General features: G+C 70.7%; 19 protein-coding genes. 14 read left to right on the top strand and 5 right to left on the bottom strand.

What is annotated here, in order from left to right:
• Positions 1-50 precede the first annotated feature (50 nt).
• Positions 51-638, top strand: coding sequence for a hypothetical protein (locus DT019_RS40450; protein ID WP_223279843.1), 588 nt, complete (start codon positions 51-53; stop codon positions 636-638).
• A gap of 109 nt (positions 639-747) precedes the next feature.
• Here the strand turns inward: DT019_RS40450 and DT019_RS30535 are convergent, their stop codons facing one another.
• Both DT019_RS30535 and DT019_RS30530 read right to left on the bottom strand, forming a co-directional pair.
• Positions 748-1041 carry a hypothetical protein gene (locus DT019_RS30535; protein ID WP_114040194.1) on the bottom strand — a complete coding sequence of 98 codons (294 nt, stop codon included), beginning with the start codon at positions 1039-1041 and terminating at the stop codon, positions 748-750.
• 165 nt (positions 1042-1206) lie between these two features.
• Positions 1207-1476, bottom strand: a complete 270-nt coding sequence (locus DT019_RS30530; RefSeq protein WP_114040257.1) for a hypothetical protein — start codon at positions 1474-1476, stop codon at positions 1207-1209.
• A gap of 262 nt (positions 1477-1738) precedes the next feature.
• Between DT019_RS30530 and DT019_RS30525 the strand changes: the two genes are divergently transcribed.
• Positions 1739-2188: an SRPBCC family protein gene (locus DT019_RS30525; protein ID WP_114040193.1), complete on the top strand. Its 450-nt coding sequence runs from the start codon at positions 1739-1741 to the stop codon at positions 2186-2188.
• Positions 2189-2485: 297 nt separating this feature from the next.
• Here DT019_RS30525 and DT019_RS30520 read toward each other — a convergent pair whose 3' ends face one another.
• Positions 2486-3748 (bottom strand): MFS transporter, encoded by a 1263-nt coding sequence (locus tag DT019_RS30520; protein WP_114040192.1) that lies wholly within the window; start codon positions 3746-3748, stop codon positions 2486-2488.
• A 137-nt stretch (positions 3749-3885) separates the two neighbouring features.
• On the opposite strand from DT019_RS30520, the gene DT019_RS30515 reads away from it, so the two are divergent.
• The 3 genes from DT019_RS30515 (at position 3886) to DT019_RS30505 (ending at position 7976) form a co-directional block, all read left to right on the top strand.
• Positions 3886-4821: a LysR family transcriptional regulator gene (locus DT019_RS30515; protein WP_114040256.1), complete on the top strand. Its 936-nt coding sequence runs from the start codon at positions 3886-3888 to the stop codon at positions 4819-4821.
• Positions 4822-5310: 489 nt separating this feature from the next.
• Complete coding sequence (locus DT019_RS30510) at positions 5311-6678, top strand: magnesium transporter MgtE N-terminal domain-containing protein (protein ID WP_114040191.1); 1368 nt, start codon at positions 5311-5313, stop codon at positions 6676-6678.
• On the top strand, positions 6675-7976 hold the full coding sequence (locus tag DT019_RS30505) for an NRAMP family divalent metal transporter (RefSeq protein ID WP_223279842.1): 1302 nt from the start codon (positions 6675-6677) through the stop codon (positions 7974-7976). The genes DT019_RS30510 and DT019_RS30505 overlap by 4 nt, the downstream gene beginning before the upstream one ends.
• A gap of 167 nt (positions 7977-8143) precedes the next feature.
• Here DT019_RS30505 and DT019_RS30500 read toward each other — a convergent pair whose 3' ends face one another.
• Positions 8144-8323 carry a BBE domain-containing protein gene (locus DT019_RS30500; RefSeq protein WP_223279841.1) on the bottom strand — a complete coding sequence of 60 codons (180 nt, stop codon included), beginning with the start codon at positions 8321-8323 and terminating at the stop codon, positions 8144-8146.
• Positions 8324-8759: 436 nt separating this feature from the next.
• Between DT019_RS30500 and DT019_RS30490 the strand changes: the two genes are divergently transcribed.
• The 9 genes from DT019_RS30490 (at position 8760) to DT019_RS30450 (ending at position 16809) form a co-directional block, all read left to right on the top strand.
• Positions 8760-9422: a hydrolase gene (locus DT019_RS30490; RefSeq protein ID WP_114040188.1), complete on the top strand. Its 663-nt coding sequence runs from the start codon at positions 8760-8762 to the stop codon at positions 9420-9422.
• A gap of 6 nt (positions 9423-9428) precedes the next feature.
• Positions 9429-9938 carry a DoxX family protein gene (locus DT019_RS30485; RefSeq protein WP_114040187.1) on the top strand — a complete coding sequence of 170 codons (510 nt, stop codon included), beginning with the start codon at positions 9429-9431 and terminating at the stop codon, positions 9936-9938.
• A gap of 13 nt (positions 9939-9951) precedes the next feature.
• Positions 9952-10539, top strand: coding sequence for a Dps family protein (locus DT019_RS30480; protein ID WP_114040186.1), 588 nt, complete (start codon positions 9952-9954; stop codon positions 10537-10539).
• Positions 10540-10637: 98 nt separating this feature from the next.
• On the top strand, positions 10638-11417 hold the full coding sequence (locus DT019_RS30475) for an alpha/beta fold hydrolase (protein ID WP_114040185.1): 780 nt from the start codon (positions 10638-10640) through the stop codon (positions 11415-11417).
• A gap of 43 nt (positions 11418-11460) precedes the next feature.
• Complete coding sequence (locus DT019_RS30470) at positions 11461-12414, top strand: alpha/beta hydrolase (RefSeq protein ID WP_114040184.1); 954 nt, start codon at positions 11461-11463, stop codon at positions 12412-12414.
• On the top strand, positions 12411-14285 hold the full coding sequence (locus DT019_RS30465; protein WP_114040183.1) for an amidohydrolase: 1875 nt from the start codon (positions 12411-12413) through the stop codon (positions 14283-14285). The genes DT019_RS30470 and DT019_RS30465 overlap by 4 nt, the downstream gene beginning before the upstream one ends.
• A 50-nt stretch (positions 14286-14335) precedes the next feature.
• On the top strand, positions 14336-15031 hold the full coding sequence (locus DT019_RS30460; protein WP_114040182.1) for a GPR1/FUN34/YaaH family transporter: 696 nt from the start codon (positions 14336-14338) through the stop codon (positions 15029-15031).
• 42 nt (positions 15032-15073) lie between these two features.
• The gene (locus DT019_RS30455; protein WP_114040181.1) at positions 15074-16159 is read left to right on the top strand and encodes an LLM class flavin-dependent oxidoreductase; all 1086 of its coding nucleotides are present in this window, start codon (positions 15074-15076) and stop codon (positions 16157-16159) included.
• Entirely contained in the window at positions 16156-16809 is a 654-nt protein-coding gene (locus tag DT019_RS30450; RefSeq protein WP_114040180.1) for a CE1759 family FMN reductase, read from the top strand. Before DT019_RS30455 ends, DT019_RS30450 begins: the two co-directional genes overlap by 4 nt.
• A gap of 26 nt (positions 16810-16835) precedes the next feature.
• On the opposite strand, the gene DT019_RS30445 is transcribed toward DT019_RS30450, so the two are convergent.
• The gene (locus tag DT019_RS30445) at positions 16836-17792 is read right to left on the bottom strand and encodes a helix-turn-helix domain-containing protein (protein WP_114040179.1); all 957 of its coding nucleotides are present in this window, start codon (positions 17790-17792) and stop codon (positions 16836-16838) included.
• Between the last annotated feature and the right edge of the window lie 84 nt (positions 17793-17876).

Raw genomic sequence — 17876 nt, 5'->3', positions numbered from 1 at the left:
TGGGGGACAGCGAAATCGCTGTCCCCCTTCCGCCGCAAGGGAGCCCCGCCATGGCCTCGCTCATCGACCGCGTCTCCAGCCCTCACCTCTTCATTGCCCACGGCACCCTCGACCTCATCGACCTCGACACCTTCGACGACGTCCCCCTCGACCACACCGCCAACGGGCTCGTCGCCGCGCGCGATGACTACGCCGCGGTCGTCTGCGCTGTCGAAGGCGCAGACATCGACGTCACCGCCGAACTCTGGGACGGCCCACCCGCCCTTCGCCTGGACGACTGGCAGGACGTCGCCGAAGTCTCCTTCACCTGGACGACGGCCCGCGTCTCCATCGGCCCTGGCGAAGAGGGCCCCGAGGAAGCACCCGTGCTGACCCTGCCGGGCCCCGGCAGCTACCGCCTCCTGGTGCACGGGAGGAACCGCGACGACGGCGACGTACGCGAGGCCGACGACCCCGTCGAGACCTACCTGCTCCAGCTCTGGCCCGCGCCCCTCGCCGATCCCGTCATCCACAAATCCACCAGCGCCTACGGCGCCGCCCTGCGCGAGCCCCCCGCGGCGCCCACCGGCCTGCGCCCCGACTGGTACGACCAGAAGACCAGCGGATACGGCCCGGACCACCCCGCGGCCCAGCAGTAAGACGTCGACCAGGCTCCGCCGGTCGATTTCAGGGCCGGGCAGCGGGGCGGTGCCGGACAGCAGGCCGGGTGGGGCGCCACCCGGCGGCACGCCGCACCTCACAAACGCCTCAAGCGGTGCGGGAGAGCTTCTTCAGCACGTCCTGTGCGCGCTCGCCCTCGCGAACACCGTCCACGACGGCCTGGTGGTAGGCGCGGCTGTCCTCCTCGGAGTGGCACGGCACGGGGCTGCCGACGAGGGTGTACCACTCGGAGGCGCCGGAGTACTGCACGGCCAGATGCGCCTCGTGCTCCGACCAGGTGGTGTGGATGGTGAGGTCTCCCTGCATCTGGCCGAACCCCTCGGCCTGCACTACGCCGGGAAGGACGTGGATGCCCACCGTGGTCCAAGATGCCCAGGTCATATCGTTCCCTTACGTTGCAGGAGCACCGGGCGAAGCCGGGCCCGGTTGTTTCAAGTCTGGCCTCTGACGACGCCTCGCTCACTCTGGGACACACGGTCCGCGGGCAGGGAGAGTGCTCTCCCGCCTTCCTGCGCGCGGACTTGGACGACGACGAGCTCCACGCTGCTAGTCCGGGTAGCGGATGGCCTTGCGCACCCGGGATTCCACGTCCTGCCGGGTGCCACCGTGGTCCTTCGCGTAGGCGGTGACGGCGGCCTGCACGTCGCGTGCCAGGTCACGCCACGCTCGCCACGCCGTCTCGTACGTCTGTGACTGTCGGGCGGACCAGGAGCGGCCGACCAACGGTCCGTACTGCTCCCGCAACTGCTCCACCTGGGCCTGTGCTGCGTCCACCGTACGCTGCATCTCAACGAGTTCCTCGAACGTGTGCGTCACGATGGGCGATGGTAGAGCGGACGTACGCGCCGCCCCGGCCGCGACCCGCACGGTCAGCACCAGGAATCCCGCAGCTCAGCTGTCGCGGCACCACGGGCGGCTCGACCAGAAGGCATGTCCCTCCGTCGAGCGCGATTCCGGACGCGTGCCTCTTCGGCGTTCATGGTCCGGCTCATCGGGGGCAGGCGAGTCGGCGGGGAGCGGGCCTCCCCCGACAAGACCGGCACTGCCGTCCGGTTTCCGCAACCAGGAAGGAACCCTCATGTCGCAGGTCGAAGAATCCGTCGAGGTCGACGTCCCCGTGCGCACCGCCTACGACCAGTGGACCCAGTTCGAGACGTTCCCCCGCTTCATGGATGGGGTGGAGCGCATCGAGCAGCGCACCAACACGATGACTCACTGGGTGACGAAGATAGGTGGCGTGGAGCGCGAGTTCGACGCCGAGATCACCGAGCAGATTCCCGACGAGCGCGTCGCCTGGACGACCCTCGGCGGCGAGGTGAAGCAGGCGGGTGTCGTCACCTTCCACCGCCTGAGCGACAGCAGCTGCAAGGTGATGCTGCAGCTGGAGTACGACCCGGACGGGTTCGCCGAGAACGTCGGCGACAAGCTCGGCTTCGTCAAGCGTCAGGTCACCGGAGACCTCAAGCGTTTCAAGAAGTACATCGAGGAGCGCGGTCACGAGACGGGGGCCTGGCGCGGCCAGGTGTAATCGCGCGCAGGTGCTGGTCGGCGGCGGTGGTCGACATGCCGCCGTAGCGGATCTCGCGCACGCCGATGTCGCCGTCCCTGGAAGCCGGGCGCTCGTGGACGACAGCGGCAGGGTCCGCCTCGTGCAAGACGGCGGTGTTGGGCCGGGATCTCGGGCTGGTAGTCCTTGACGAGCAGCGCGGTGCGCGCGGCGTCCGCGGCGGGGGCAGTGCTCACGCGAGGGTCCTCCTTGCCGGTGGTGTCCCTGGTCGACGCGGAGTCCGCGGTCCGCGCGCGCCTGGGCTGCGGCCCGCGGGCTTCAGTTGGCGGGTTGCGCTGCCTCACGGGGGCTGCGAGACAGTTCCGGGCTGAGCTGCGTCTGGTCCTGTCGGGGGAGCAGGAGCGGAGTGGTGAGGATGAGCAGTCCCGCGACCGTGAGAGCGGTGCGTGGGCTGGTGGCGTCGGCCAGCAGTCCGGCGAGTGCGGTGAGGATGGCGATGGAAGCCTGCTGGCCGATCGACCAGGCCGACAGGGTGCGGGCGATCAGATGCTGGGGTGTGTGTTCCAGCCGGTAGGTGGCGAGCACCGGGGTGTACAGGCTCATGTTGATGATGATCGCCAGCTCGACGGCCATCACGGTGAGGAGGCCGACGACACCGGGACCGACGAAGGCCAGGCCGATCAGCCAGATGGCGCGCAGGGTGCCGACGATCCGGAAGACCCCATGCCGTCCGAAGCGGGCCACGACACGACGGGCCAGCCGCGACCCGATGAGGCCGCCGAGGCAGGGGGCGGCGAAGGCGAGGCCGTACTGCCAGGGCGGGAACCCGAGCTGGCGCAGCAGGAGCACGGCCAGGAGCGGCTCGGTGGCCATGATCAGACCGCCGACGAGCATCTGGTTGAGGTAGAGGGGCCGCAGGCCGGGGTGGCTCATGATGTGGCGCCAGCCGTCGAGCAACGCGCTCGCCCGGACCGGTCCCTTGTCGTTCACTTGCGGTGCTTCTTCCTGGCCGCGGATCGCGGTGAGGCTCAGTGCGGACAGGAGGTAGCTGAGGGCGTCGGCCACCACCGTGGTGACGGGCCCGAGCAAGCCGATCGCCGCCCCGCCGAGCGGCGGGCCCACCGCGATGGAGCTCCAGTTCGTGGACTCGAACCGCGCGTTGGCGACGAGCAGGTCGTCCGGCCGGACGAGTGCCTTGAGGTAAGCCCCGTCGGCCGCGTTGAACGTGATCTTGGCCGCGGCGACCGCGGCCGAGACCAGGAGCAGCTGGACGAAGCTGAGCCGACCGGCGGCGTAGGCCACCGGGACGCTCCCCATGGCCGCGAACCGGGCCACGTCCATCATGATCATGACGGGGCGCTTGCGCCGGAACTCCACCCAAGGCGCGAGCGGCAACGCGATCAGGGCTCCCACCGCGGGGCCCACCGCGGACAGCGCGGACACTTCGGCGGGCCCGGCGCGCAGGACCACCACGGCGATCAGCGGCAATGCCCCGAACCCCAGCCCGGAGCCGTAGGCACTCACCGCGTACGCCGCCCACAGCCAGCCGAACTGCCGGCCCAGCCGCCTTCTGCCCCTCATGTTCAGCTCGCTCCTTCAACGCCCCGCCCGAACAAACCGATGTTGACCAGAGAGAGCCAAGCGTCGGCGCTTCGGCAGGTCAAACAACCAACCCGTCACCCATCCACAACTGATGGTTGTTGGCTAGGGTGACCGGCGTGGATCTCGAAGCAGTGCGCACCTTCGTCGCCGTCGCCGACTCGGGCCGGTTCCAGCTGGCCGCCGCCGACCTGTCGATCACCCAGCAGGCCGTCTCCAAACGCATCGCCGCGTTGGAGCGTGCCGTCGGTGTCCGCTTGTTCACCCGTGCTCCACGGGGCGCCGAGCTCACCATCGACGGGCAGGCGTTCCTGCCGCACGCCCGCGAACTGCTGCGCAGTGCCGAACGCGCCGTCGCATCCCTACGCCCCGGAAGCCGCCCGCTGCGCGTTGACGTGATCAACTCGCGCGGCGCGGCTTCGAGCCTCATGCGGGGCTTCCACCGCGCCCACCCCGGGATCGACCTCGACGTGATGATGCTGTTCGGCATCGAGACGGCCGTCACCGCCATCCGCTCCGGTGAGATCGACGCCTCCTTCCGTGCCGTCCCGGCGCCCGGCCACCCCCTGCCGGAGGACATCGAGTCCGTCCGGGCGCTCGACGAACCGCTTCAGCTCCTGGTCGGCTCCGACCACGCCCTGGCAGGCGCCCGCTCGGTGACCGTGGCCGAACTCGCCGGGCACCGGATCTGGATGCCGGGCATCGCGCCCGGCACCGAGTGGGGTGCCTACTACGACGACCTCGTCGCCGAGTTCGGACTCACCATCGAGGCGACCGGCCCCAACTTCGGCTCCGACGCGCTCCTCGACACCATCGCCGACACACCGGCCCTGGCCACCTTCATGGGCGAGGACACCCGCCTGGTCTGGCCCGCCGACCATGGTCTGCGCCGCATCCCGGTGACCGATCCGGTGCCCGTCTACCCGCACTCCCTCCTGTGGCACCGCGACAACCCCCACCCCGCGCTGACCACACTGCACACCCACCTCAGCGCCACGACGGCCGACCACGGCGCCGAGGGGACCTGGGCACCGGCTTGGGCGTCTTCACGCTGAGCGCCCCAGGAATTTCAAGTGCCGTGCAGCGACCGGGAGTCACAGCGACCGCCGCGCCTGCGCCAGGTGGGCGGTGCGCGGTTTTCCTGCGGCAGGGCCCTGTTCGACTGCCGTTCGGACCCAGGCGCCGCTTGCGCAACTAGGCAAGTAATTCCGGTATGCTGCCCAGGCGCCGCGCTCATCCGGGCCTCCCCTGACGGAGGTTGGGGTGCGCAGGGGTTCGAGCGCCGCCGAGAGCTGCCATCTGGCTGAGCCGGTGCCCGCTGGGACGACGGAACGTTGGGTGCTCATGAGCGGGGGGAGGCGAAATGGACAGTAGTCCGGGCCATAGTCGGCCCCAGCTGTCGTGTTCCTCGCCATCTCTCCGCGACACCAGGCAACCGCTCCACCCCGTGCTCCCGTCCCGGCGCCGCTCGTCCGGCCGGGGGGCACGGGTGGCGTGACCTGGTGTTGCCCGGTCCCGCCCCGGCGGGTTCAGGGGGTTTCGCCTTGTCTGCCAACCAGCTGCTCATGACCACCTCCGCGCGTCTGCGCGACCGTCGGGTGAAGCTCGCACGCCGTGCCACCGCCGCGAAAGCGGTGCGCAGTTCTCTGGTGTCCCTGGCAGGTCTGACCGGCGGTCCCGTCACCAACCAGGCGGGTGAGGACGTCGGCCGCGTGGTCGACGTGGTGGCCCGGCTGTACGGCACGGACCCCTACCCGCCGGTGACCGGCCTGGTCATCCGCGTGGGACGGCGCCACGCCTTCCTCCCCATCGACGCGGTGGAACACGTCGACGCGGGCCGGGTCCGGCTGCGGACGGCGCGGATGGATCTGCGCGAGTACGAGCGCCGCCCGGGTGAAGTGCTCCTGGCCCGCGACGTGCTCGACCATCAACTCGTGGACGTGGACGGCATCCAGGTCACCCGGGCCGCCGACCTGTACCTCGCGCCCCTGGCCGAACGCATCGTGCTGGTCGGCGTGGACGTCTCGCTGCCCACCCTGTTGCGCAGGCTGGGCCCACGGCGCTGGCAAGCTAGGCCCACCCCCGAGCGCGTACTGGACTGGCAGTCGGTGGCCCCGTTCGCCGAACACGCCACCGAGGGACCGGCCGAGGTCAGCCTCCGCGGCACGCGCTCCTCGCTGCACCAGCTCAGGCCCGCCGACCTGGCCGACGTCTTGGAGGACCTGGGCCGCGCGGAGCGCCAGCAGCTGCTGACCTGGCTCGAACCCGGGCACGCCGCCGACGCCCTGGAGGAGATGGAGCCCGGCGAACTGGAGAACCTTCTGCGCGAGGCGGGCCCCTCCTACGCCGCACAGATGCTGGGCGAAATGGAACCCGACGAGGCCGTCGACGCGCTGCGCGACCTCGGCGCGGGCGAGCGCAGCACCCTCCTGGACCGCATGGCCCCGGCGCAGGCCACCAACCTGCGCGGGCTGCTGGCCCGCCCTGAGGACACCGTGGGCGGCGCCATGACCACACGGCTCGTCACCGCGCTGCGCGAGCACACCATCGCGCAGGTCCGCGGCCAGCTGGCCGAACAGGCCGAGCACCGCACCGAGATCGACGCCGTGGCCGTCGTGGACGCCGACGGCCGACTGATCACCGACGTGCCCCTGTTCCACCTCACCGTGGCCGAGGACACCTCGACCATGGGTGACGTGGTGGACTGGCTCGCCCAATTCGGGCCGCAGGTCGCCCTCCGCCCCGACACCGCCATCGACGAGGCCGCCGACCATCTGCTGGCCTCCCGCGCGTCCTCCCTGCTGGTCATCGACGAGAACGAGCTCCCGCTGGGGCGCATGCTTGCCGACGACATTCTCGACGCGCTTCTCCCCGAGCGCGGACGACGCCACTTCCGGAGGTTCTTGCAGTGACCAGCGACGCAGACACCACCGCGGGGGACGTCGCCCCTCCGAACACACGGCAACCGGCGCCTCGCAGGGGCTGGCGGAAGATCGTCGCCGTATCGGCCGTCGCGGGCCCGGGACTCGTCGCCGCCAACGCGGGCAACGACGCCGCGGGCATTGCCACGTACGCCTCTGCCGGCTCCCAGTTCGTCTACTCCACCCTGTTCTTCATGGTGCTCGTCACCGTGGCCCTGGTGATGGTCCAGGAAATGGCGGTCCGGCTCGGCGCGTACACCGGCAAGGGACTGGGCGCCCTGATCCGCGAACAGTTCAGCCTGCGCCTGACCGCCCTGGCCGTCTTCTGCCTGCTGCTGGCCAACACCGGCCTCGTGGTTTCCGAATTCGCCGGCATCGGCGCCGCGTTCGAGCTCCTCGGCGTACCCAAATGGGCCGTCATCCCCCCGGCCGCGCTGCTGCTGTGGGCTCTGGTGCTGTTCGGTTCCTACCGATGGGCCGAGCGCATCTTCCTGATCATGTCACTGGCCTTCTTCTCCTACCCCGTCGCCATGATCCTCGGCCACCCCGACTGGAGCCAGGTCGGCTCACACCTCGTGATCCCGCACATGGAGGGCAGCCAGGCGTTCATCCTGCTCGCGGTCGCGCTGATCGGCACCACGGTCAGCCCCTACATGCAGTTCTACGCCGCGGCCGGGGTCGTGGACCGCGGCGCGAAGCCCGAGGACTACAAGCTGATCCGGGCCGACGCCATCCTGGGCGCCGTGTTCGCCTGCCTCATCAGCCTGACCATCATCATCGCCACCGCCGCGGCCATCGGAGGAACAGGCCCCCTGGAATCCGCCGCCCAGGCGGCCCAGGCGCTCAAACCCGTCGCCGGGCAGGGAGCCGAACTCCTCTTCGCGTTCGGCCTGATCGGAGCCTCCGCTTTGGCCGGGGCCGTGGTGCCGCTGTCCGCCAGCTACGCGATCGGGGAAGCCGCCGGCGTCGAACGCTCCGTCTCCCGCCGCTTCCGCGACGCGCCCCTGTTCCTCGGCCTGTTCACCGCCCAGATCATCCTCGGCGCGGCCGTCGCCCTCACCCCGGTCAACGTCATCCAACTCCTCATCGGCACTCAGGTGCTCCAGGGCCTGATCAGCCCCATCGTTCTGGTCTACCTCCTGGTCCTGACCAACCGCCGCACCGTCCTGGGCGCCGCGGCCAACGGGCCGCGTTACCGCATCGCCGCCACCATCGTCGTACTGGCTGTCGCGGCCATGTCCACCATCCTCCTCGTCCAGACCATCCTGAGCTGGCTCGGCTGGGCCTGAGCCCGGACCTGCCGCTAGCGCGCGGCCCCGCCCCCTTCGGTATGCGTGCGGCATCGGCTTGCCCGGCTCGACCATCTCCGGCCTGGCCGCCCGTTGGAGGCCGACGGAATGGTCATCGCCGAACGGTTCCGGGGGCGACGTCCTTCCGCCCTCCGAGAAGGTTCGCCCTACGACAACGTCGGCGTTGGCGCGTCCGGGTCGTAGGCGGACTTGACGCGTTGCATCTTCGGGTAGTTCGCGCCGTGATGGGCCTGCTGCCAGTCGGTGAGTTCGGGGTCCAGGCCGTTGGTGTAGCCGTCGGCACCCAGATGCGTCTGCAGGGCGCCGTAGGTGTCGCACAGCCACACCAGCCGACGCCGGGCAGGTGGTGCAACTGTCCAAGGCGGGGATCGAGCTCACCGGGCGAGCCGACGAAGATGCCGGTCACCGAGGGCAGTGAGGGCATGCCCAGTCGCTGAACTGCTCGAAGGCGCTGCACACCGCACGCGGGGTCCTGGGGTCGGCGTTGAAGAGCGTCCAGCCCTGGATCACGGAAGCGGTCGCCGTGGCGCGCCAGGGGACCATGAACCGGGTGTAGGTGAGGTGGCTGTGAGCGATCAACTTCAGCTGGACCACCGGGGCCCTGCGGGCGGGCCCGGCGCCGCCCCCGGACGAGAGTGCGCTGTCGTGTCACAGCTCATTCGCTCACGAGCAACTCCCCTCACCTGGGCCTCCGTAGTTTCGGGGTGTGCCGCGGCGCGTATCGCGGCGGCCTTCCTTCCCGTCCTACCAAGAGGTCCACCCATGTTCGACATCGACCACGTGCACGCCGCCCCGAGCGGTGATCTGCTCACCCCCGACAACTCGGTCATGCTCTTCGTCGACCATCAGCCGCAGATGTTCTTCGGCACCGGGAGCGGCGACCGGACCGCCATCATCAACAGCACGGTCGGCCTCGCGAAGGCCGCGGTGGCCTTCGACGTGCCGGTCGTACTGACCACCGTGGCCGCCGAATCGTTCTCCGGGCCGCTCCTGCCGCAGCTCGCCGAGGTGTTCCCCGACCACGACATCGTCGACCGTACGTCGATGAACGCCTGGGAGGACGAGACGCTCGTCGCCGCGGTCAAGGCGACCGGACGCAAGAAGATCATCCTCTCCGGTCTGTGGACCGAGGTCTGCCTCGTGCTTCCCGCACTGTCCGCGCTGGAACAGGGCTACGAGATCTACGTGGTGTCGGATGCCTCCGGTGGCGTGAGTCCCCTCGCGCACGAGCACGCCGTCCAGCGGATGACGGCCGCCGGTGCGGTGCCGGTGACGTGGGTCCAGGTGCTGCTGGAACTCCAGCGCGACTGGGCGCGCACCGAGACGTACGGCGCCGTGATGGAGATCGTCAAGGCTCACGCGGGCGCTTACGGGCTCGGCGTCGTGTACGCCCAGAGTCTGCTCGGCGCGCACGCGGCGGGCTGACCGGGCATGGACACCGGCATCCTGATCCTGCGTCTGCTCGTGGGCCTGCTCGTCGCGGGCCACGGCGTGCAGAAGGTCAGTTCGCACCTCGGTGGCAAAGGGCTGGCCGGCGGCACGCGGGAGTTCCGCGCCGACGGATTCCGCGGCGGCACGCTCACCGCGCTCGCGGCCGGGGGCGGTCAGATCGGCTCCGGTCTGCTGCTGGCCGCGGGCCTTCTCACTCCGCTGGCGGCGACCGGAGCCATCGGCGTCATGACCGTCGCCCTCACCGTGAAATGGCCCAACGGCCTCTGGGTCCAGAACGACGGCTACGAGTACCCGCTGGTGCTCATCGTCACGTCCGGCTCCCTCGCCGCCATCGGACCCGGAGCGTACTCCCTCGACGCCGCCCTCGGACTGGCGTCCTACCCCCTGTGGTGGACGGCCCTCGTCGTCGCGGCGGGGGCGGGCAGCGGCCTGCTCACCCGACTCGTACTGCACCGCCCGGGCCCTTCCCGGCCCACCTACACCCTGTAAACCGGAGCATCCGTTGCCCACTGCCCCCACTGCCGCGCCCGCACGGAGCGGCGGCCAGCCGCTGCTTCACCAGAGCGGACCCGAGACCCAGGCCTTCGGCACCCTCAAGCAACTGCCCATCGGCCTGAGTCACGACACCCGCCTGTACGCCTGCCAGCGACTCAACCACGTGCTCGCCGACACCCAGATCCTGTACTCCCTCTACAAGAAGCATCACTGGCTGATGCGGGGAGCCACCTTCTACTCCCTCCATCTCATGCTGGACAAGCACGCGGACGAACAACTGGCCATCGTGGACGCCCTGGCCGAGCGGATCCAGATCCTGGGCGGAGTCGCCGTCGCCGACCCGCGCCATGTCGCGGAACTGACCTCCGTCCCCCGCCCGCCGGACGGCGTCGAAGAGGTACCGGTCATGCTGTCGCGCCTGCTCGACGCCCACGAGCGCATTCTGATCGACACCCGCGACGCCGCGGCTCGCATCTCCGCCGAGGGCGACGAGGGCAGCACAGACCTCCTCGTCTCCCAGGTCCTGCGCACCGGCGAAGCCCAGGTGTGGTTCGTGGCGGAGCACCTCGTCGACACCCCGCTGGTGCGTGCGTAGGAGGACGGACGAACGGCGTCGCGGGGCTCGGCCGCCCGCCCCCTCCTGTCCCAGCCGGGACGTACCAACCCCAACACCCCATGTACTGAAGGAGTTCCATGTCCTCGACCAACCGTCCCAACCCGGCGGATCCGACCACCCCAGCCACGGACACCGCGGAGCGACCGCGCCCCAGGCCCACCGTCGTGCTCGTTCACGGAGCGTTCGCCGACGCCTCCAGCTGGAGCGGCACCATCCGCCGACTGCACCACGCGGGCCATCGGGTGATCGCACCCGCGAACCCGCTGCGCGGTCTCTCCGGCGACGCCGCCTATCTGCGCGGCATCCTCGCCACTCTCGAAGGCCCCGTCGTGCTGGTCGGCCACTCCTACGGGGGTGCGGTCATCAGCAGCGCGGCCGTGGGCAACAGCCAGGTGAGGGCCCTCGTCTACATCGCCGCCTTCACTCCCGACCGCGGCGAGAGCGCGCTGGAACTGTCCGGCAAGTTCCCCGGCTCCACTCTCGGCGAGACCGTTCAGGAACTGCCTTACCCCCTCCCCGAGGGCAGCGGCACCGAACTCGTCATCGACCGGGCCAAGTTCCCCGGCCAGTTCGCCGCCGACGTGCCCCTCGCCGACGCAGCGGTGCTGGCCGCCACCCAGCGTCCGGTGGCGACGGCCGCGCTGGAGGAGGCGGCCGGGGACGCGGCGTGGAAGGCGATCCCCTCGTGGGCGCTGATCGCCGCCGCGGACAAGAACATTCCCCCGGCCGCCGTGCGGTGGATGGCCGAGCGCGCCGGCTCGCACATCACCGAGGTCGACGCCTCGCACGCCGTGCCGGTGTCACGGCCCGATGCCGTCGCCCGCGTCGTCCTCGACGCCATCGACAGCACCTGCTGAACCCAGCCACCGACCCCACCCTTCACCCCCAAGGAGAACCCCCATGTCCGAGCTGCCCGTCCTCGAATCCGCCGCCCAGGCATTCGCCGACGCCACCGCCGAGCCGCCGTACCTCTACCAGTTGCCCGTGCAGGACGGCCGCAAGGCCGTCGACGACGTCCAGAGCGGAGACGGCATCACGCTGCCGCCGGTCGACGAGGAGTGGATCACCGTCCAGGGTGGTCCGACCGGCGACGTCCGCGCCCGCATCGTCCGTCCCCGCGGCGTCACCGGTCCGCTGCCGGTCATCCTCTACATCCACGGCGCGGGCTGGGTCTTCGGCAACGCGCACACCCATGACCGGCTGGTGCGCGAGCTCGCCGTCGGCACCGGTGCGGCGGTCGTGTTCCCCGAGTACGACCTGTCACCCGAGGCGCGCTACCCGGTGGCCATCGAGCAGAACTACCGGGTCGCGCAGTGGGTGGTCGGCGAAGGACACGACAGAGACCTGGACGGCACCCGGCTCGCCGTCGCGGGTGACTCGGTGGGCGGCAACATGAGCGTCGCCCTCACCCTCATGGCCAAGCAGCGCGGCGACGTCCGCCTCACGGCCCAGGTGCTGTTCTACCCGGTCACCGACGCAGCCTTCGACACCGGCTCCTACCGGCAGTTCGCCGAGGGCTACTTCCTGCGGCGCGACGCCATGCGCTGGTTCTGGGACCAGTACACGACCGACGAGGCGGAGCGCGCGCACATCACCGCCTCCCCGCTGCGGGCCTCCCTCGGCCAGCTCTCCGGTCTGCCGCCGGCGGTCGTCATCACGGCCGAAGCCGATGTGCTGCGCGACGAGGGCGAAGCGTACGCCGCCAAGCTGCGGGCCGCGGGCGTTCCCGTCACCGCCCTGCGGGTGCTGGGCACGATCCACGACTTCGTCATGCTGAACACGCTGCGCGACACGCAGGCCGCGTCGCTCGCCATCACCACCGCCGTCACCGCGCTGCGCGAGGCTCTCGCATGACGAGCATGCCCGTCGCCGGGGTGCAGGCCGCCCAGCACCCCGAGCACCCGGCGGCCGACCTCGTCGTCCGCAACGCGAAGGTGTTCACGGGCGACCCCGCCCGCCCCGAGGCCCGTGCCGTCGCGATCCGCGACGGCCGGGTCTCGGCCCTCGGCGACGACCACGACCTGGCCGGGCTGATCGGCCCGGAAACCCGTGTCGTCGACGCGTTGGGGCGCCGGGTGGTGCCCGGTCTGAACGACTCGCACCTGCACGTCATCCGCGGCGGCCTCAACTACGTACTGGAGCTGCGCTGGGACGGTGTGCGCAGCCTGCGTCACGCCCTGGCGATGCTGCGCGAGCAGGCCGGCCGCACCCCCAGGGGGCAGTGGATCCGGGTGGTCGGCGGCTGGACCGCGGAGCAGTTCGCCGAACGCCGGATGCCGACCGTCGCCGAACTGAACGCCGCGGCGCCCGACACCCCCGTGTTCGTCCTGCACCTGTACCAGTCGGCCCTGATGAACCGGGCCGCGGTGCTGGCCGCCGGGTTCACCCGCGACACCCCCGATCCCCGCGGCGGCCAGATCGTCAGGGGCCGGGACGGCGAACCGAACGGTGTCCTGCTGGCCGCGCCGAGCGCCCTCGTCCTGTACTCCACGCTGGCCAAGGCACCCGCCCTGGACGAGGCGGACCGGCGGACCTCGACGCGGCACTTCCTGCGCGAACTCAACCGGTTCGGGCTGACGTCCGCGGTCGACGCCGCGGGCGGCTTCCAGAGCTTCCCCGACCACTACGCCACCGTCGTCGATCTGGCGCGCTCGGGGGAGCTGTCGCTGCGCATCGCCTACCACCTGTTCCCGCAGACCCCCGGGCAGGAACTCGCCGACCTCAAACGCTGGACCGAGACCGTGAAACCGGGGGACGGAGACGAGTGGCTGCGCCTCAACGGGGCCGGTGAGAATCTGACGTGGGCAGCCGCCGACTTCGAGAACTTCTCCGAGCCGAGGCCCGAACTCGGCTCCTACGAGGGCGAGTTCGAGCAGGCCGTCCGCATGCTGCTGGAGAACGGATGGGGCTTTCGCCTCCATGCCACCTACGACGAGACGATCCGCCGTGATCTGGCGGTCTTCGAGAAACTGGCTGCCGAAGGACTGTTTCCCGGCGGCAACCGGTGGCTGTTCGACCACGCCGAAACCGTCTCGGGCGACAGCCTCGACCGTATCGCGGCCCTCGGCGGCGCCCTGTCGGTGCAGAACCGGATGTCCTTCCAGGGCTCGGTCTTCCTCGACCGGTACGGTGCCGAGGCCACCGCGCACACGCCGCCCGTCCGGGCCATGCTCGACCGGGGCCTGACCGTGGCCGCCGGCACCGACGCCACCCGGGTCTCCTCCTACAACCCGTGGGTGGCCCTGCACTGGCTGGTGACCGGCCGCACGGTCGGCGGCAGGGCGCTCTATCCGCGCGAGAACCTCCTCGACCGGGAGACCGCGCTGGTCCTGTACACCCGGGGAGGGGCCCGGCTCACCGGCGAGGAACACGTCAAGGGGAGTCTGCGCGTGGGGAGTTACGGTGACCTGGCGATCCTCTCGGACGACTATTTCAGCGTGCCGGAGGCGGCGATCCCCGACATCGAGTCCGTGTGCACCGTCGTCGGCGGTCGGATCGTCTACGCGGATGCCGAGTACGCGGGCCTGGACGAGGACATTCCCCCGGTCAGCCCCGACTGGGCACCGGTGGCCCGTTTCGGCGGCTACCAGTCGGGCGGGGCTCAGCAGGCGACCGCCATGGCCGAAGCGGTTGCCGAATCCGAACGCCACCGCCAGTGGCGGGTCGCCCGCGGCCTCGGCCCCGAAGCGCCCTCGCCCTTCGTCGACCCGTGCTTCGCGCACTGAGGGCCGACGCCCGCCGAACCGACACCGACCCACACGAGGAGACCGAGCCGATGACCACAGACCCGGCCGACGGCGGCCGTCGCTTCGAACCCGACCTCAGAGCGATGACGCGGATCACCCTGCGTCCCATCGCCTCACCCCTGCCCCTGGGGTTCTTCACCGTGGCGATCGCCTCCGTGATGACGGGCTGCCTGCAGCTGGGCATCTTCGAACCCGCCGACCGGCGCGCCGTCGCCCTGTGTGTGTTGCCCGCCTTCTTCCTCCAATTTTTGGTCAGCATCCTGGCGTTCGGGGCCCGGGACGTCATCGCCGCCACCCTCATGGGCACGTTCGCCGGCAGCTGGCTGGCGTACTCCCTCGTTCTGGGCAGCGGCGCACCCGGAGGAGTGCGCGTGCTCGGCGTGTTCAATCTGGCGTTCCTGTGCTTCGGCGCGCTGATGGCCTTCGTGACGCGGCCCAAGCGGGCCCTGTGGTTCGTCATCGTCACCTCGCTGCCCCGGTGGGCGGCCACCGCCCTGGCCGGGCTCGGCGGAACGGAATGGCTCACGCGGACGTCCGGCGCACTCGGCCTGGCGGTGGCCCTCGTCGCGACATACGCCGCCTTCGCCCTGATGCTGGAGGACATGCGCAGCGAGGAGGTCCTGCCCATCGGCCGCAGCGGCCCCGCCCACCACGCCGTCGAAGGCGACCTCACCACCCAGCTCCGCAACCTGGAGCGACACGCGGGCGTGCGCCGCACTCTGTGACACCGCCCCCTTCCCCACCCTTCACGACGAAGAGAGATCTCAGTGCAGTTCGGCATTTTCACCGTGGGCGACGTCACGCCCGACCCGACATCCGGGCGGGCCCCCACCGAACACGAACGGATCAAGGCGATGGTCGCCATCGCGCTCAAGGCGGAGGAGGTGGGCCTGGACGTCTTCGCGACCGGAGAACATCACAACCCGCCTTTCGTCCCCTCCTCCCCCACCACCATGCTCGGCTACATCGCGGCCCGCACCGAACGGCTGATCCTCTCCACCTCCACCACCCTGATCACGACCAACGACCCGGTGAAGATCGCCGAGGACTACGCGACGCTCCAGCATCTGGCCGACGGGCGCGTCGATCTGATGATGGGCCGCGGCAACACCGGCCCGGTCTACCCCTGGTTCGGTCAGGACATCCGCGACGGCATCCCCCTGGCGATCGAGAACTACGCCCTGCTGCGGCGCCTGTGGAGCGAGGACGTGGTCGACTGGGAGGGGCGCTTCCGCACCCCCCTCCAGGGGTTCACCGCCACCCCGCGCCCCCTGGACGGCGTGCCGCCCTTCGTGTGGCACGGCTCGATCCGCAGCCCCGAGATCGCGGAGCAGGCCGCCTACTACGGCGACGGGTTCTTCGCCAACAACATCTTCTGGCCCAAGGACCACTTCCGGCGCCTGATCGAGCTCTACCGCCGCCGCTTCGCCCACCATGGCCACGGCACGCCCGAGCAGGCCGTCGTGGGGCTCGGCGGACAGGCCTTCATCCGGCGCAACTCCCAGGACGCCGTCCGCGAGTTCCGGCCCTACTTCGACAACGCCCCCGTCTACGGACACGGCCCGTCCCTGGAGGAGTTCACCGAACAGACTCCGCTGACGGTGGGCAGCCCGCAGGAAGTCATCGAGAAGACGCTGGCGTTCCGCGAGAGCTTCGGCCACTACCAGCGACAGTTGTTCCTGATGGACCACGCGGGTCTGCCGCTCAAGACCGTTCTCGAACAGCTCGACCTGCTCGGCGAGGAAGTGGTGCCGGTGCTGCGCAAGGAGTTCGCGGTGGGCCGTCCCGCCGACGTTCCGCCCGGCCCCACCCACGCGTCGCGCACCGCGCCCACGGCCGGAGACCAGCGATGAGCGCGCCGGCACCGGTGCCGCGTCCGCTGCGGCTGGCCGTCGTGTCCGCCGGGCTCTCGTCGCCGTCCTCAAGCAGACTGCTCGCCGACCGGCTCACGGCGGCTGTCACCGGCGCGCTGGACGGCGTGGGCGCCACCCTCGTGGTGGACGTGATCGATCTCCGCGAGCGGGCGGTGGACATCGCCCACAACATGACCACCGGGTTCCCGCCGCCCGCGCTCAGCACGGCACTTGAGTCCGTGACGTCCGCGGACGGTCTCATCGCGGTGACTCCCGTCTTCAACGCCTCCTACAGCGGGTTGTTCAAATCCTTCTTCGATGTCGTCGACCGGGACGCGCTCGTGACCACACCCGTGCTGCTCGGCGCCACGGGCGGCACCGCCCGACACTCCCTGGCACTGGAGCACGCGCTGCGTCCGCTCTTCGCCCACCTGCGAGCCACGGTCACGCCGACCGCCGTGTTCGCGGCTCCGGAGGACTGGGGCGCGAGCGGCGGGGTCCGCGGCGCCGCGCTCGACACCCGGGTGGCGCGCGCCGCCGGTGAGCTGGCCGCGCTCATGCGCGCCGGGCACCGCCGGCCGGCGGATCCCTATGCCGAACTGGTGCCGTTCGAGGCGCAGTTGAGCGGGCTGCGGCCGCAGCGGCACTGAGTGGGTGCTGCGGGCCGGGACCCGGATCACACGCTCCGGGCACCGGCCTGCCATTCGCGCGGCGACACGGCATAGGCGGCTCGGAAGGCGCGGCTGAAGTGCGAGGGGTTCGCGAAGCCCCAGCGCTGGGCGACGGCCGACACGGCCGGATCCGCCGCCCCTTCCCGCCCCACGAGATCGCGTCTGCACCGCTCCAGTCGCTCGTGCCGCACCCAGCGGCCCACCGTCGTTCCCTCCGCCCGGAACAGCTTGTGGAGGTAGCGCACCGAGATGTGGTGCTCGGCCGCGATGCGCTCGGGCGACAGTGCGGGATCGGCCAGGTGCCGCAGCGCGTACTCCTTGATGCGCGCCAGCAGGGCGTGCGTGGCCTCCGAGGACTGCGGGTGCAGCAGGCCGCGGCGTTCCCGGACGAGGACGGCGAGCAGATCGGTGGCGGTCATGGCCAGGCGCCTGGCCGTGTACGCGTCGTATCCGGCCGCCCAGCGGGAGAGACGGGTCAGATGCCCGGCGACCAGCCCGGAGGTGCCGTGCCGGCCGTTGAAGACGGTTCCGGTGATCGCCCGCAGATCGGATTCGGACACGCCCAGCTCGCTCTTGGGCACACGTACCGCGGTGAACCGGAAGTGGTCCGGCTGCTCCCGCGTATAGGGGCGTCCGGCGTCCGAGCAGGTGAAGGTGCCGGGTGTGACGAGGGCCTGGCGGCCGTCCTGCGTGAGCCGGGCGGTTCCGGTGTGCTGCAAGGTGACGGTCAGGAACTGGGCCCCGCCGCGGGCGATCAGGCGCCGGTCGCGCGACACCGTCTGCGGACCGGCTTCCACCTCCGAGAACTGCAGGGACCCGAGCGGTCGGCTGACGATGGTGCCCGGCGAGGGATCGGTTTCGTGCAGCGTGAGGTCGAGCGGGATGAACGTGTCGGACAACAGGCTGTGCCAGTAGTCCTTCCGTTCAGCGGGCGACAGCGGCGAGGTGGTGACGACGCTCAACGGATCCTCCGAGCGGGGGTGGGACTGTCTTGTCGCCCAGTGTTGAATCCCGCGCCGCCGGTGCCATCCGTCAGATGACTTAGC

This window comes from Streptomyces sp. SDr-06 (assembly GCF_003324565.1).
Lineage (GTDB): Bacteria > Actinomycetota > Actinomycetes > Streptomycetales > Streptomycetaceae > Streptomyces.
The sequence above is the reverse complement of the archived record's forward strand: the minus strand, read 5'-3'. Positions and strand labels throughout refer to the sequence as shown.